Annotated in this window: 15 protein-coding genes; all 15 read right to left on the bottom strand. The window is 70.5% G+C overall.

From position 1 onward, the window contains the following. Positions 1 to 4: 4 nt before the first annotated feature. A complete protein-coding gene (locus tag A9X03_RS09325) occupies positions 5 to 895 on the bottom strand; it encodes a PPE family protein (protein WP_068260723.1) in 891 nt (296 codons plus the stop codon). A gap of 762 nt (positions 896 to 1,657) precedes the next feature. After that, a complete protein-coding gene (locus A9X03_RS09320) occupies positions 1,658 to 2,797 on the bottom strand; it encodes an alkaline phosphatase family protein (RefSeq protein ID WP_067784584.1) in 1,140 nt (379 codons plus the stop codon). 20 nt (positions 2,798 to 2,817) lie between these two features. Further along, positions 2,818 to 3,567 carry a DUF6390 family protein gene (locus A9X03_RS09315; protein ID WP_255396721.1) on the bottom strand — a complete coding sequence of 250 codons (750 nt, stop codon included), beginning with the start codon at positions 3,565 to 3,567 and terminating at the stop codon, positions 2,818 to 2,820. Continuing rightward, positions 3,564 to 4,694 (bottom strand): hydrogenase formation protein HypD, encoded by a 1,131-nt coding sequence (gene hypD / locus A9X03_RS09310; RefSeq protein WP_067748675.1) that lies wholly within the window; start codon positions 4,692 to 4,694, stop codon positions 3,564 to 3,566. The genes A9X03_RS09315 and hypD overlap by 4 nt, the downstream gene beginning before the upstream one ends. A 15-nt stretch (positions 4,695 to 4,709) precedes the next feature. Further along, positions 4,710 to 4,982 carry a HypC/HybG/HupF family hydrogenase formation chaperone gene (locus tag A9X03_RS09305; RefSeq protein ID WP_067748673.1) on the bottom strand — a complete coding sequence of 91 codons (273 nt, stop codon included), beginning with the start codon at positions 4,980 to 4,982 and terminating at the stop codon, positions 4,710 to 4,712. Between the two features lie 67 nt (positions 4,983 to 5,049). Then, entirely contained in the window at positions 5,050 to 6,162 is a 1,113-nt protein-coding gene (hypE, locus tag A9X03_RS09300; protein ID WP_068260720.1) for a hydrogenase expression/formation protein HypE, read from the bottom strand. Beyond that, positions 6,159 to 6,833, bottom strand: a complete 675-nt coding sequence (locus tag A9X03_RS09295; protein WP_067748668.1) for an SIS domain-containing protein — start codon at positions 6,831 to 6,833, stop codon at positions 6,159 to 6,161. The genes hypE and A9X03_RS09295 overlap by 4 nt, the downstream gene beginning before the upstream one ends. Continuing rightward, the gene (locus A9X03_RS09290; protein ID WP_067748665.1) at positions 6,830 to 7,549 is read right to left on the bottom strand and encodes a HypC/HybG/HupF family hydrogenase formation chaperone; all 720 of its coding nucleotides are present in this window, start codon (positions 7,547 to 7,549) and stop codon (positions 6,830 to 6,832) included. Before A9X03_RS09290 ends, A9X03_RS09295 begins: the two co-directional genes overlap by 4 nt. Positions 7,550 to 7,552: 3 nt before the next feature. Further along, positions 7,553 to 9,886 (bottom strand): carbamoyltransferase HypF, encoded by a 2,334-nt coding sequence (gene hypF / locus A9X03_RS09285; RefSeq protein WP_068260717.1) that lies wholly within the window; start codon positions 9,884 to 9,886, stop codon positions 7,553 to 7,555. A gap of 1 nt (position 9,887) precedes the next feature. After that, positions 9,888 to 10,154: a HypC/HybG/HupF family hydrogenase formation chaperone gene (locus tag A9X03_RS09280; protein ID WP_067748661.1), complete on the bottom strand. Its 267-nt coding sequence runs from the start codon at positions 10,152 to 10,154 to the stop codon at positions 9,888 to 9,890. A gap of 3 nt (positions 10,155 to 10,157) precedes the next feature. Further along, a complete protein-coding gene (locus A9X03_RS09275) occupies positions 10,158 to 10,655 on the bottom strand; it encodes a hydrogenase maturation protease (RefSeq protein WP_068260709.1) in 498 nt (165 codons plus the stop codon). A gap of 145 nt (positions 10,656 to 10,800) precedes the next feature. Further along, complete coding sequence (locus A9X03_RS09270) at positions 10,801 to 12,120, bottom strand: hypothetical protein (protein ID WP_068260705.1); 1,320 nt, start codon at positions 12,118 to 12,120, stop codon at positions 10,801 to 10,803. Further along, the gene (locus A9X03_RS09265; RefSeq protein ID WP_068260704.1) at positions 12,117 to 12,755 is read right to left on the bottom strand and encodes a DUF6084 family protein; all 639 of its coding nucleotides are present in this window, start codon (positions 12,753 to 12,755) and stop codon (positions 12,117 to 12,119) included. The genes A9X03_RS09270 and A9X03_RS09265 overlap by 4 nt, the downstream gene beginning before the upstream one ends. Then, complete coding sequence (locus A9X03_RS09260) at positions 12,752 to 13,402, bottom strand: DUF5947 family protein (protein WP_068260703.1); 651 nt, start codon at positions 13,400 to 13,402, stop codon at positions 12,752 to 12,754. The genes A9X03_RS09265 and A9X03_RS09260 overlap by 4 nt, the downstream gene beginning before the upstream one ends. Then, on the bottom strand, positions 13,399 to 14,167 hold a 769-nt coding region (locus A9X03_RS09255; RefSeq protein ID WP_068260700.1), incomplete at its 5' end, for a NifU family protein. The genes A9X03_RS09255 and A9X03_RS09260, both read right to left, overlap by 4 nt.

The following is a 14,167-nucleotide window of genomic DNA, read 5'->3' as shown; positions in this document are numbered from 1 at the left end:
GCGGCTAAGCGACCGTTCCCCGGCAGACCGCCAGCGGCGCCGTGGCCGCCGCCCACGCCCGTGGTACCGACAACCCGCCGACCGGCGTCGCGCGGCCGACCGCCACGGTGATCGTCGCGTCGGCCGCCGCACCCCGATTGGGCAGCAGGCATTGCAGGGCCGCCGCCTTGTTGAGCGAATTCAGGTGGGCGATCGCGACCCCCGACGGCGCGGTCAGGGAGCTCAGTTTCGACAGGGGAGAGGTCACCGACGCGAGGCAGACGTCGAACGTGGCGAGCGGGGACGAGGACAGCGTCCGCAGCGCGCCGGGTGCGGCGGAGATCAGCTGCCGGCCCGTGGCGACGACCTCCGGCGCCGACTCCAGCGCCCACGTGCCTTGGGCCGGGCCGCCGGGCGGCAAGGTGAACGGGGTGATGGCCGCGGCATCGGCCGAGGCCTCGGCGTAGGCGTACATGGCCGCGGTGTCCTGGGCCCACATCCGTTCGTATTCGGCCTCGGTGTCGGCGATCGCGGGACCGGCCAGCCCCAGGGTGTTCGCCAGGATCAGCGACCTGCGCAGCACGCGGTTGGCGCCGATCGTCGGCGGCGGCACCGTCGCCGCCAGCGCCGTCTCGTGCGCACTCGCGGCCGCGGCGGCCTGGGTGGCCGTCTGCTCGGCCCGTATCGCCGTGGCGTCGAGCCATTCGACGTAGGGGAACGCGCCTCCCGGCGCGGGTGCTGGCCCATCCCAGCCGGCCACCAGCTTCGCGGTCACCGCCCGGTAATCCGCGACCGCGGTGTGCAGCCGAACGGCCAGCCGGGCCCAGGCGGCCGCGGCTTCGGTCATCGGCCCCGAGCCGGGGCCGTCATGGAGTTGGCCGGAAACGATCTCCGGCGGAAGCGTGGTGAAGTTCATTGCTATCTCTGCCTAACGACGGCGCTCTAAGCCCGGAAATTGGACTCTTCTGTTGGGACGTAGGCACGGGGGTTACAGGCCTACTTGCAACGGCGGCAGTGCAACGACGGCGGCTGCCGCGGCTTGTCGAGCGCTCAGCAACGAGCGACGCAGAGCTGCGTCAACAGATCCCGGTGAAGTGGTGGTGCCGCGGGAGCACGCGACGGCGGGCGCGGTAGCCGAAACACCGCGGCCGCGAACGAGGCCGGTAACGGCGACCCCACCGACGGTGGTGACGAGCGGGCCCACGTCGGCGGCCGATCCCGCGTCATCCATGCGTTCTTGGTGGTGCTGTGATGCATCGGGGCTGAGCCGGTTGAAAAGTGTTGTGCCGCAAGGCTCATGTCGCCCGCACGCCCGAGTGCCTGGCCGAACCCGGGGCGCACGGCTTCGTGGGACACACCCGGGTGCGGCGACCCGACGCCGGCGACCGCGGTCCCGCGCGATGCCCAGCCCGAGGTCACGGCGCAGAACACGCAAAGCGCCGCAACGATGGCGATGGCTGACCGCCATCGCCGGTCTCTAGGTGCGCCTCCGACTGCCACAGTGGCCCGAATTTACAACACGAGGCTTGGCGGCCACGGCGTGCGAGCTGTGAAAACGATCAAAGTCCGGTGTGGGTTTCACGATCGCCTGACCTTTGCGGCGCCGGGGTGATATTGGCCACTGGCCCATCGGGCAATCGCGGTGCCGCGCTCGGCGGGCGGCTGACGGTGGCAGCGACTAGCGGTCGGCGGCAGGGGATTTGAAGGCGATGAGCGGGATGGCTATCTCGGCGGGTGTCGCCGCGCCGTGAAATCCTATGAGGCGGGCCGATTCCGGCGGCTCGTGGCCCGTTGCCAGCACGGCGGCATCGCCGGTGCAGACGGCGACGACATCGCCGATTCGTGCCAGGTGGGCCGGGTTGACCGGACCGAACATCCCGGCGGCCACGGCCTGCTCGCGGCTGTAGATGTCCGCCCTGCCGTCGAGTACTGCGCTCCAGGCCGCCTGCACGTCCGCCGCCGCCCCGGGCTCGGTGTGCAGGTAACGCACCCGCGGCTCGCCGGCGACCACGCGGATCCCCGCGCCCAGCCGTGGGTCGGTGTCGAGGTCGACCCGGGCGCCGGGTGGAACGTTGAATCCGCCGTGGTCGGCGGTCACCAGTAGTGCCGCGGTCGGGGGGAGCGCGTCGACCAGCCGGGTCAGCAGCGTGTCGACCTGGACGGCCGCGTCGTGCCATTGGGACGATCCGACGCCGAAGGCATGCGCGGCGGTGTCCAGGGCGGCGGTGTAGCCGTAGACCAGGCCGGGTCCCGCACACAGCTCGTCGACGACCCGCTGCGCGTTGTCGTCGCCCGGCTGGATGGGGCGGAATTCGGCGCCCCGGTACGCCGCGTCGGTCAGCCCGCTACCCATGAACGCGGCCGGCAACACAGCCCGCGCGCTGATGCCGGCCCGGTTGAGCCGCCCGAACCAGGTCGGTAACGGCTGCCACTCGGTGTGCGGTGGGTCGTCGCGCCACAGGATGTGGTTGATCACGCGATCCGAGCCGGGGACGTTGAGCGTGAAGCCCAGGATCCCATGCTCGCCCGGTTGCGCCCCGGTGCCCATCGACACCAGGCTGGTCGGGGTGGTCGACGGAAAGGTGCAGGTCAGCTCTGTGAGGCGGCCCAGCTGGCCCGCCGCCACGGCGGCGAGCAGCGGCGCGCTACCGGCCAGCTCGCCGAGCAGGTGCCAGCCCAGGCCGTCGACCAGCACGACCGCGACGCGATCGATCTGTTCGGAGCCGGCCCAATCGGACAGGCCCAGCTTGTCGACGGCGCCCGGCGCGCCGAGCAGCGCGGCGGCGGCGGGCAGCACGTCGCAGAGGGAACCGGGCACCGGGCCAGTCTGGCACGAAATTAGACGTGCGCCAGTCGCCGGCTTGTCACGCGCAGCTGCCGATCGGTCGCGTCGGCGAGGGAACGGGCCTGCCGCGGGGAGAGCCGGCCGCACAGCCGCCCCCAGTGCAGCGCGACCTCGTCACCGGGGGCCACGTCGGGCACGGCGCTGTAGCCGTCCGCCCAGACGTCGAAGGGCCGGGGCGACGGTTCGGACAGCGCGAGCGCCTCACCGTCGAGCACCAGTTGCCGGCACCGCACCTGGATCCGGTCGTGGTCGCGGCTGAGCACGGTCCCCCAGGTGATGCGGCAGTTGTCGAGCACGTTGAGCGGATGCTCGTCCATGCCCCGGCCCAGAAACCGCGTCCACGGGTACACGCCGAACACGTGAAAGCTGTGATTGGCGGCGGCCTCGCCCGCGAGGTCCGGTGTCAGGTGTGACCAGTAGCGGCCCGCCTGCGGGCCGATGATCGCGAGCAACGCGTCAAAGAAGCCCTGCGGGTCCAGGTCGGCCCCGACGCCGCCGCCCAGCCAGTACGACTCGACGAGCCGGTGGTCCAGCGGGTCGGCGATCCCGGTCAGCGCCGACAGCACCCGCAGGTACGGCCATGCCCCGGAGAACCTGGCCGCCGCCCGGCGCACCTCGTCCTCGGAACCGTCGCGCAGGGTGGCGCCCAGCGGGGGGCCGCAATAGCCCAGCGCGTTGGGCGCGTGGGCGTAGCGGGCGAACATCTCCACGCCGCTTTGCGAACCGCCGGCGTCCCGGGTCAAGCGCGCCCCACCAGCTTGACGGCGTCACGGTGCATCCGGCCGAAGTTGTAGTAGGCCGCGCAGGCCCCCTCGGGGGACACCATGCACGTGCCGATCGGGGTCTCCGGGGTGCACGCGGTCCCGAACACCTTGCATTCCCACGGCTTCAGCACGCCCTTGAGCACCTCGCCGCACTGGCATGCCTTGGGGTCGGCGACCCGCACGCCCGGCATCGAGAATCGCAACTCGGCGTCGAATTCCGCGAAGTCGTCGTGCAGCCGCAGCGCGCTCTGGGAGATGAAGCCCAGCCCGCGCCATTCGAAGTGGGGACGGAGCGCAAAAACCTTGCCCATCAACGCCAAAGCGGCCGGGTTGCCGCGTTCGGGCACCACGCGTGTGTACTGGTTCTCCACCTCGCAGCGGCCCTCGCGGATCTGGGTCAGCAGCATCGCGACCGCGGCCAGGATGTCCAGTGGCTCAAAACCGGCCACTACCAAGGGCTTTCGGTACACCTCGGGAACGAATCGGTAGGGCCGGTTGCCCACCACCGTCGACACGTGCCCGGGGCCGATGAACCCCGACAGTCGCAGGTCCGGCGATTCCAGGATGGCCTTGATCGGCGGGACGATCATCACGTGGTTACAGAACACGCTGAAATTGGTCAGCCCCTGTTCGCGCGCCCGTACCAGGGTCACGGCCGTCGACGGCGCGGTCGTCTCGAAACCGATGGCGAAGAACACCACATGCTTGTCCGGGTTGTCGAGCGCGATCTTCAGCGCGTCCAGCGGCGAGTAGACGAACCGCACGTCGGCCCCGCGCGCCTTGGCGTCCAGCAGGCTGCCGTTGGAGCCGGGGACGCGCATCATGTCGCCGAAGCAGGTGAAGATCACGTCGGGCTGGCCGGCCAGCCACATCGCGTCGTCGATGCGGCCCATCGGGATCACGCAGACCGGGCACCCGGGGCCGTGCACGAGTTCGACGTTCTCGGGCAGCAGGTGCTCGATGCCATGCCGGTAGATGGTGTGCGTGTGACCGCCGCACACCTCCATGAACTTGAACTGCGCACCGTCGGTGCCGGCGAGTCGCCCGATGGCGCCCAGCAGCTTTCGCGCCGCGGCCGGGTCGCGGAACTCGTCAACGAATTTCATGACGGTCCTTCCTTCTCAGACGATCGACGAGGAGTCGAAGGCTTGAATCTCGGTGTCGTAGGCGTCGCCGAGTTTCTGGACGGCCGCCAGGGTGAGCAATGCCTCGGTCTCGTCGATTTTGGCCATCGCGAACCCGACGTGGACCAGTACCCAGTCGTCGGGCTCGGGCATGTCGTCCTCCAGCAGCCGCACGCTGATGGTGCGCTGCACCCCGCTCACGTCCACCTTGGCCAAATAGTTTGCGGGATCGGTGATCTCGACGATCCGACCCGGAATGCCCAGGCACATCTTTTGTACTCCTCTCTGGTGGCGACCCGCTGCGCCCGGCTCCGCCGCGCTTGCGATCGCCACGCCCTCAACAGATCCGCGGCAGGGGATCTCCGACGAGCATGTCGACGATCCGCGTGCCGCCGAATCCGGTTCGCAGCACCACGCTTTCGGCTGGTTCGGCGACGATTTCGCCGACCTCGGCCGCTCCGGTGCCCAGCGGGTGCGACCGCAGCGCGGCCAGCCCGGCGTCCGCCTCCTGCGGCGCCACGACGGCGATGAACTTGCCCTCGTTGGCGACGTACAACGGGTCGATACCGAGCAGCTCGCAGGCGCCGTTCACCATGGGCGCCACCGGAAGCCGCTCCTCTTCGAGCAGCACGCCGAGGCGGCAGGCCTGGGCCAGTTCGTTGCACACGGTGCCCACCCCGCCCCGCGTCGCGTCGCGCATCCACCGGGTGGACGGCGCGGCCGCCATCAGCAGCTCCACCAGGGGGCTGACCGACGCGGTGTCGGAGGCGATGTCGGCCTCGATGGCCAGGTCGCCGCGCGCGAGCATGACCGCCATGCCGTGGTCGCCCATCGACCCCGACAGCAGCAGCTTGTCACCGGGCCGCACCGCCGCCGCAGACAGCGCGCGCCCCGCGGGAATGACACCGGCCCCGGCGGTGGTGACGAACACCCCGTCGGCGGCGCCCTTCGGCACCACCTTGGTGTCGCCGGTGACGATTCGCACGCCCGCCGTGGCGGCCGCCGCCGCCATGTCGGCGACGATCTCCTTCAACTCGGCGATGGGAAAACCCTCTTCGAGCACGAACGCCGCCGAGATCCACGACGGCACGGCGCCGGCCATCGCGAGGTCGTTGCAGGTGCCGTGCACGGCGAGCGCGCCGATGGAGCCGCCGGGAAAGCGCCTGGGCTGCACCACGAACGAGTCCGTGGACATCGCCACGCGCTCGCCGCCGGGCAGGGTCAGGACCGCGCTGTCACCGAGTGACTCCAGCAGCGGGTTGCGAAACGCCTCCATGAACACGGCGTCCACCAGCGCCGCGGAGGCCTTGCCGCCCGCGCCGTGCGCGAGCGTCACGTGGTCGTCGAGGAGGCGGGGGCGGCGCCTGCGGAACGATTCGATCCGCTCGATCACCTCGCCCTCGGCGAAGCGTGGCCCCGACGAAAGGTATTCACCCGCCGACTTGTTCATGCCGCCCCCAGACCGTGCTCGCCGCGGAGATGTTGATGCACGCTCAGCCACAGCTGGTAGCCCAGCAGCGCCTGCGATTCCTGGATCCGGTGCACGCTTTGCGAACGGACGATGAAGCAGGCGTCCACATCCGGGTTGTTCGCGAAGGCGCCGCCGTCGTAGCCGGCGAATCCGATGGTGTACAGGCCGCGCTGACGCGCTTCGGCCAGCGCGGCGAGCAGGTTGGGCGAGCCGCCGCTGGTCGACATGGCGATCGCGATGTCACCGGCGGTCGCGCGGGCGATCAACTGCCGGGCGAACACCAACTCGAATCCGACGTCGTTGCCCAGCGCGGTCAGGATGGCCTGGTCGGTGGTCAGCGGCCACGCGGGTAACGGCTTGCCGACCGGGGGCCGGGCGAACAGCCTTGCCAGCGTGGTGGAATCGGTGCAGCTGCCGCCGTTGCCGAAGGTGAACATCCGCCCGCCCGCGGTGAAACGGCGCGCCAGCTCGGCGGCCGCCTGACCGAGCAGTGCGGCGTTGGCCTCCAGCGTCGATCGCCGCAGTGCCAGGCTCTCGGCGGCCTTGGCCTGCGCCGACGCGGCCAGGTCGGCCAGCAGGGAGGCGGGATCGTCTTCCTGGGCGTCGATGAACGGGTACAGGAAGTTGGTGGGTTCGTCCGCGGGACTCATCGGCCCTCCTCGTCTTCCAGTCTGCCGATCGCCATGCCCGCGTGCACGAGGATCAGCTCGCCGGCTTCGACCGGCTCGATCAGCGTGGTCACCACGGTCTCCACGCCCCGCGCGGTGCGCACGACGGCGTGCCCGTCGGCCGACGCGGTCACCGCCTCGCCGGGGCGTCCCTCGTCGCTGCACGTGACGCAAACCGACTCGGAGTGTTCGGGTTTGAGCAGGCCGGGGTGTTCGAAACACACGTGGGTCAGCTCCCACAGCAGGTGGTAGAACAGCACGAAGCCACCGGTCGCGGGCACGCGCGGGTCGGGGTCGTCGAGCCACAGCACGTGGTCGGCCATCCCCGCAGGGGGCCGTTCGCCGCTGCCGATCCAGATCGTCGTGGCCCCCCACGCGGGTGCGCGCCGCATCACGGAGCGGACCTGCGCCTCGTCGGCGCCGGCAACCGCGACCACGATGTCGCCGGGGCGCACCGAGACCCGCACCAGGTCCACGAGGTCGGGCCCGGTCAACGCCACCGCGGGCAGCGCTCTTTTGCCCATGATGACCGGGTGGACGAATTCGACTGCGATGTGCAGCGCGTGCGGTTCCCACGACGGCGCGATGGACCACATGGTGGCGCCGGCGGCGAAGCGCCTGGCCAGCGTGAAGGCGGTGGCGGCGAGGTCTTCGGCCAACTCGGCGCCCAGCCCGCGATCGATGGCCGTGGTGGTCATGGGTCAGCCCTCCTCCTGCGCGGTCAGCATGGCGATCGCGGCCTGGCCCAGGGCGAGTCCGCCGTCGTTCGGCGGCACGGCGTGGTGGGTCAGCACCTCGAACCCGGCCAGCCGCAACCGTTCTCGACATGCTCTCAGCAACAACACGTTCTGGAACACCCCGCCGGTAAGCCCCACCAGCCGGGTGGTGCCGGCCACCTGGGCGACCGCCTCGGCGACGGCGACCGCGACGGCCCGGTGAAACGCCGCGGCCAGCGGCGCGGGTCGCGCGCCGGCGCCGAGCGCGGACACCAACGCCCGCACCAGGGGGGCGGGGTCGATCACCCCGTCGGCGCGCACGGTGAGCGGCAGCGGCGGCCCGTCCTGCGCGTCCGCCGATTCCGCCAGTGCCTCCAGCTCGATGGCGGCCTGGCCTTCGTAGTCGATGCGATGCCGCACCCCGAGCAGCGAGGCGACCGCGTCGAAGAGGCGGCCCATGCTCGAACAGGGCACGCATCCGGTTCCCGTCTCCAATTGTGAACGGGTGATGCGTAATTCGTCTCGACTCGCGGCGGCGACGGGCGCCAGGTCGGGGGTCCAGCCGATGCCGGCGGACCACAATTGGGACAGCGCTATCCGCCATGGGTTGCGCACCGCGGCGTCACCGCCGGGCAGCGGGACCGGCAGCAGGTGGCCCGCCCGGACGAATCGGTGGCTGTCGGTGCCGAGCCGCAGAATTTCGCCGCCCCAGATGGTCTCGTCGCATCCGTAGCCGGTGCCGTCGAAGGAGACGCCGATGACGGGTTCGCCGAGGCGTCGGTGCTCGGCCAGCAGCGACACGACGTGCGCGTGGTGGTGCTGAACGAGGTCCAGCGGTCGGGCGTCCGCGCGACGCTCAGCCCAGCTTCGGGTGTGGTACCCGGGATGCAGATCGGCGGCCAACCGCGCCGGCTCGCCGCGTATTTCGCTGAGCTGGGTCACCGCTCGCTCGAACGCGCGCAGCGTCTCCCAGGTGCCCATGTCGCCGATGTGCCCGGACAGGTACGCTCGCGGGCCGTCGGTGAGGCAGAACGTGTTCTTCAATTCCCCGCCGACGGCCAGCACGGGCGGGCCGGGGATATTCAGGTCGACCGGCAGCGGCGCGTAGCCACGGGAGCGGCGGATCGGCAGTTCGCGACCGTCGACCACACGGACCACCGAGTCGTCGCACGGGACATGGATCGGGCGGTCGTGGTCCAGGATCGCTTCGCAGAGCGCCGGAAGGCGCTGTGCCGCATCGTCGTCGGTGAAGCAGATGGGTTCGTCGGAGCGGTTGGCGCTGGTGAGCACGAGTGCGTCGGGCACCGGCGCGGGGGCGCCCGGGACGGGTGCGAGGAGCAGGTGATGCAGGGGGGAGTACGGCAGCATCAGGCCGAGCAATGGGCTACCGGGGGCGACCCCGTCGGCGACCGGGGCGTCCGGCCGGCGCTTGAGCAACACGATCGGGCGGGCGGGGCCGAGCAGCACCGCCGCCTCGGTGTCATCGACGTGGGCGTAGCGGCGCGCGACGTCAAGGTCGCGAACCATCATGGCAAAAGGCTTCGCGCCGCGGGCTTTTCGCATGCGCAGCGCGGCGACCGCCGTGTCGTCGGCGGCGGCGCAGGCCAGGTGGTAGCCGCCGATGCCCTTGATGGCGACCACGGCGCCCGAGGCCAGCGCGCGTTGGCCGGCCGCCAGCGCGGCGTCCGCCCCTTCGACGGGCCCCGCCGCCGACCGGAACCGCAGGGACGGCCCGCAATCGGGGCAGGCGATGGGCTGCGCGTGGAACCGGCGATCCGCCGGGTCGTGGTATTCGGCGGCGCAGCGTTCACACATGGCGAACCCCGCCATGGTGGTGGCCGGCCGGTCGTAGGGCAACTCGCGGATGATGGTGAATCGCGGTCCGCAGTTGGTGCAGGTGACGAACGGGTGGCGGTAGCGCCGGTCGCGCGGGTCGAACAACTCGGCTACGCAGTCCTCACACACCGCGACGTCGGGCGGAATCGGAGTCGTTCCACCGGGGGCGGCCCGGCTGGCCACGATCCGGAACCCCCGCCCGCAGCCGGCATCGGCGGCAACCTCGCGGACCGTAACGTCGCTGATTCGGGCCAGCGGCGGCGCCTCTGCGCGCAGGCGCCGGCCGAATTCGGCCAGGCGTGCCCGCTCGCCCTGCACCTCGACGAAGACGGCGCCGGAATCGTTCCCGACGAAACCGGACAAGCCGAGCTCGGTCGCGATGCGGTGGACGAAAGGCCGGAAGCCAACCCCCTGCACGACACCGGTCACGGTGAAGCGCTGCCGAATGTCGTCGTGCCGCAGCAGCAGGGGGGACGCGGTCATTTCAGCCGTCCTCCGGAAGGTCGAACGGATCGGTGCGGCCCCTGCCCATCAGCTCGAGGCCGGCCATCGCCTGCTCGGCGCCCTCGCGGTCCGTCTTCTCGACGGCGAAGCCCATGTGGATGATTATCCAGTCGCCGGGCGCGAACGTCTCTTCCGGCAGCATGCCGACGTTGACCTTGCGCTGTTCGCCGGTGACGTCGACCAGCGCGAGCTGGCCCTCGTAGCCGTCCAGCATCCGGATAACTTGGCCGGGGATCCCCAAACACATGGCTCAGCGGTCCTCTCGGCCGGCGGCAACCGGGTGCGACTGCAGCGCCGCGACGATCTCCTCGACGGCGCGCGCGGCGCGGGGAACCGCCCTGGCCACCGGTTCGGTGAGGCCGATGCCTTCCTCGACGCTGCCCGCCTCGCACCCGACGACGACCGTGTACGGGGGACTGCCGCCGAGCGCCCGCAGGCTGGCGAACACCGCGGCCGGATCCATGCTGTGACCGTCGAAACCGGTTGTGGCCGAATACGATTCATGGTCGGCCTGGAAGACGTGCAACGTGCCCGGGTTGCCGCGGCTGGGCACGGCGTCGACGAGGACGAGCGTGTCCCAGTCCTCGAGCAGGTCGTAGGCCAGGTGCATGCCACTGATGCCGTAGTCGGTGACGCGGACACTCGGATCGTCCCGGGAGATCTCGGCGGTGCGGATCACTTCGGACCCGAAGCCGTCGTCGCCCAGGAAGATGTTGCCGATGCCGGCTACCAGGATGCGCGCTGTCATTCCCCGGGCCGGTTACATCCGCCTGAGCTTGAGGTACCGGCGAGCATCGGGCAGGGATACCACCCCAAGCACCAATCCGGCCGCGAGCACCAAAGCGATGATCGCGACGAATATCCAACCGAGGATCTCCATCTGAAAACTCCTTTCACGAGTTTGCCGGGCTGCGTTGACCTTCCACAGGCTCGATTTCGTCGGGGGAGAAGTACAGGTATCGGCCGTACCAGTCGTGCAGGTCGGCGGCCCGGTCGTCCTCGACGACGACGCCGACGTGCTTGTTGCCCTCGACGTCGGAGTGCACGGAGGTGACGCGGGCCGTCTTGCCGGCGACGAAGATGTCCTGCGCGTCGGCGTTTCGCCTCGGCCGCAACCGAACCTGGCTACCGCGCGCCACCCGGATCCCGTTCACCAACACCGCGTCGATTTCGGGACGAACCGCGTTGTCGGCCAGTGGGTCCCACCAATCGACCCCCTCGGGAACCTCCGGGACGAGACCCGGGACCGGGTCGCGCAACACACCGTGCAGGCGAGCCATCGCCTCGGGAGACATGGCCTCGCACTGTTCGATGATCCGCGCCGCCCGCGGATCGGTGGCCCGGGCCTGGGCCTTCTCCTCGTCCGTCATCGTCATCACGCGCAGGGTGAGGATCTCGTCGATCTCCGTGCAGTCATACAGCGCGGTATCGCTCTGTTCGGCGACCTCCGGGTGGTCGTAGAGGATGATCGGCGAGATCAGCAGCGAGTCGTGTGCGCCGGGCGGGCCGGACAGCACCGGGAAGCAGCGATGCTGAACGCACCGGGACACCGCGTCGACCGCCGCCGGTGGTGGCTCGAGTAGCGAAACGAACTGCCCGCGCCCGAGTTCGGCGATGAGGTGCGTGCCGATCATGGACCGCGCGATCGCGTCGCTCTTGTCCACAGCGGCGGCGCCGACGTTGCGGACCCGCACGGATACCCGGCACAGGCCGCCGTCCGCCTCGCTGGCGACCGTCAACACGCCACGCACCTCCCGTCGTTGGCGCACCAGGCGCCCGCCATCAAGCGTCTCGACATCCGTGCCCGCGTCCGCCGTCACCGACAGTGTCCAGGTTTGCCCGTCCAAGGCGACAGGGCCGAAGGACCTTTCGCACTCGACCGCCTCGTCCCAGGTGAGCCACGCACCACCCGGGGTCGTCAGCTCGTCGACGGGTTGGTATTCGCCGTGGGCGACTTCCCGCTCGGCCCGGCGGTGTTGGAGCTGCAGGAATCGCACCACCAGGTTCAGCTCCCCGGCCCCGTCGACCAGGAACTGCGCGGCCAGGCTGTCGTCCTCGCCCAGGCCCGCGTCCGCCGCCCCGGGCGGTCCCAGGACGCCGAATTGCCAGCGAGATTGGTTCTTGGTCGACGTCCCGCGGTAGGGATAGAGCAGGTAGCCCTCGTAGAGGACCGCGTCGGCGACGGCGCGGGCCCGGTCCCGATCCTCGGTCACCGCGCCGTCTCCCGGTCCGCGTCCAACAGTGAGGTGACCGCGTGGTCGAGGTCGAGCAGCCCGCGTGCGGACTTGTAGGCGGCCAGCGCGCTGATTGTTTCGTGACTCAGCCGCAGCCAGCCGGCGTTCGGATAGTGCTGGGCCATCAGCTGCCGCCAGGCCGTGACCGGCATGTCGTAGCGGTATTCGCAGTCCCACGGGACCTGCTGGACGGAGAAGCCGCGGTCGGATTTGACGAAAACCGTTCCGCTGAAGAGGAATTGGAGCGGCAGCGCACCGTCGCGCAGCGCGTGCAGGTATTTGGCGGCGGCGACCTCGAAGTCGTAGGTGCAATCCAGGGGGAGCGCCGCCGTCGTGGTGCCGGTGAACCCGGGCACCATCGCGGTGCAGTGCTGCCAGAGGAAGGTGCGCTGGGTGCTCGCCCAGCGTTCGCGCGGACCGAACAGGTCGGTCAGCCCGGCGGCCTCGTCGTCGGAGTAGGACCGCCGCAACGGCTCGATGCGGACCTGGCAGCGCAGGGCGATCGCGTGCACCGGGTCGTCGCCGGTGGTCACCGCGATGCGGGCGGTCAGCACCGGGCTGACGGTGTACGGCTCGGGCGCCACGTCGAGGACCGTGAAGTCGATGTCCATCATGGCGGTGTTTCAGAAGGTGTGTCGGAAGGTGTTTCCAGCGCGTGGGCTTGCAGGTGGGAGAAGAAGCCGTCGATGAACTCGCGCGCCTCCTGCCCGCCGTCGAACCCACGCCACAGGATGCGCAGTCGCCCGACGAATTCGTAACAGGCGTCGATGGGGACCAGATAGGTCTGCGGCGGACCGGTGTCGGGGACCCGCACCAACAACGCCTCCACGTCGTCGGCCAGCAGTCCCACCCGTGCGTCGGCGCCGCCGAGGGTGTCCCAAACATCAAGCGCGAGTTCGGATTCGCAGGCGCCGGCCGGCCCGGGGTAGAAGGCGACGGTGCGCCCGAGCGTGGAGTTGGTGAAGAAGAAGGCCACCCCCACGGGGATCTGCAATGCCTCCCACGCGCGTCGGTCCAGCGCGAAGTCCGGGAAGGACAGATACCGGTCGGGCACCGCGCGGTAGCGCAGTTCGGCCTGGGTGTCGGTGAACAGCAGATAGCAGGCCCGGCAGACACACATGAGCTGCCGGTCGGCCACGTTGACCACGTGCTGGTGCTCGTCGGCGATCGATTCCGAGCACATCTCGCACCGCTCGCCGGCCGGTTCGGGGGCCGGCCGGTTGCTGCGGATGCGGGTCAGGACGTCGTACGGGGTGGTCATGCCGGGGCGCCCATCGCGTGCACCGGTTCGTGGGCCGGCAAGGCCACCGACAGCACGCCGTCGCGGGTCAAGAGCGGGAGCGGGTCCAGATGCGCGCCGTTCGCCCCGGCCCCGGCGTGTACGGCGTCGAAGTCCGTCCGGCAGCGGGGGCAGCGCAGTTGCGCCCCATGTAATTTCGCACCGGCCAGGGTGGCGTTGCACACCGGGCAATGGTCGCGGTACGCAAAGGTCTGGTCGCCGACCCGGCACGCCAGCACGGTGGTTGCGGCGACCCGATAGCCGGCCACCTCACCTGGCGCCAGCTCGGCCAGCTCCGGCGCCGGGTGCCAGCTGTGGGACCCGTTGGAATGTACGCGCGCCAGCAGCGATTCGGCCGGGATTACCGATGTGGTTCCGGGCTGGGCCGTGACGACCTCGATGGCCGAGATCTCGGGTGCCGCGGCGCGCACCGCGTCCTCGACGGCCAACTCCAGCGTCACCGCCGACGACGGACAGCTCTTGCAGCTCCCTTTGAACGCCAGCCGCACGGTATCGCCGTCGACGCCGACGAGGTCGACGTCCCCGCCGTGCGAGCCCAGGTACGGCCGCACCCGGTCGAGCGCGTCGGACACCCGCCGGTGTACATCGTGCGGGTGCAGACCGTGGACAAGGAGCAGGCTGGCCACCAGGTCGTCGGTGGCCAGCCGCTCGGCTATGCCCGGGTCCCCGGCCTGCCCCAGGCACTGCATGATCCGTTGCAGCCCGGCCCCGTAGAGGCCGACCACC

The organism is Mycobacterium sp. E1715 (genome assembly GCF_001667625.1).
In the GTDB taxonomy this organism is placed as follows: Bacteria; Actinomycetota; Actinomycetes; order Mycobacteriales; family Mycobacteriaceae; genus Mycobacterium.
The sequence above is the reverse complement of the archived record's forward strand: the minus strand, read 5'-3'. Positions and strand labels throughout refer to the sequence as shown.

Bases quoted from the DNA above. Each gene is read 5' to 3' on its own strand.
- A9X03_RS09325 (WP_068260723.1), bottom strand. From the start codon at position 895: ATGAACTTCACCACGCTTCCGCCGGAGATCGTTTCCGGCCAACTCCAT.
- hypD (WP_067748675.1), bottom strand. From the start codon at position 4,694: ATGAAATTCGTTGACGAGTTCCGCGACCCGGCCGCGGCGCGAAAGCTG.
- A9X03_RS09305 (WP_067748673.1), bottom strand. From the start codon at position 4,982: ATGTGCCTGGGCATTCCGGGTCGGATCGTCGAGATCACCGATCCCGCA.
- hypE (WP_068260720.1), bottom strand. From the start codon at position 6,162: ATGAACAAGTCGGCGGGTGAATACCTTTCGTCGGGGCCACGCTTCGCC.
- A9X03_RS09295 (WP_067748668.1), bottom strand. From the start codon at position 6,833: ATGAGTCCCGCGGACGAACCCACCAACTTCCTGTACCCGTTCATCGAC.
- A9X03_RS09290 (WP_067748665.1), bottom strand. From the start codon at position 7,549: ATGACCACCACGGCCATCGATCGCGGGCTGGGCGCCGAGTTGGCCGAA.
- hypF (WP_068260717.1), bottom strand. From the start codon at position 9,886: ATGACCGCGTCCCCCCTGCTGCTGCGGCACGACGACATTCGGCAGCGC.
- A9X03_RS09280 (WP_067748661.1), bottom strand. From the start codon at position 10,154: ATGTGTTTGGGGATCCCCGGCCAAGTTATCCGGATGCTGGACGGCTAC.
- A9X03_RS09275 (WP_068260709.1), bottom strand. From the start codon at position 10,655: ATGACAGCGCGCATCCTGGTAGCCGGCATCGGCAACATCTTCCTGGGC.
- A9X03_RS09265 (WP_068260704.1), bottom strand. From the start codon at position 12,755: ATGATGGACATCGACTTCACGGTCCTCGACGTGGCGCCCGAGCCGTAC.
- A9X03_RS09260 (WP_068260703.1), bottom strand. From the start codon at position 13,402: ATGACCACCCCGTACGACGTCCTGACCCGCATCCGCAGCAACCGGCCG.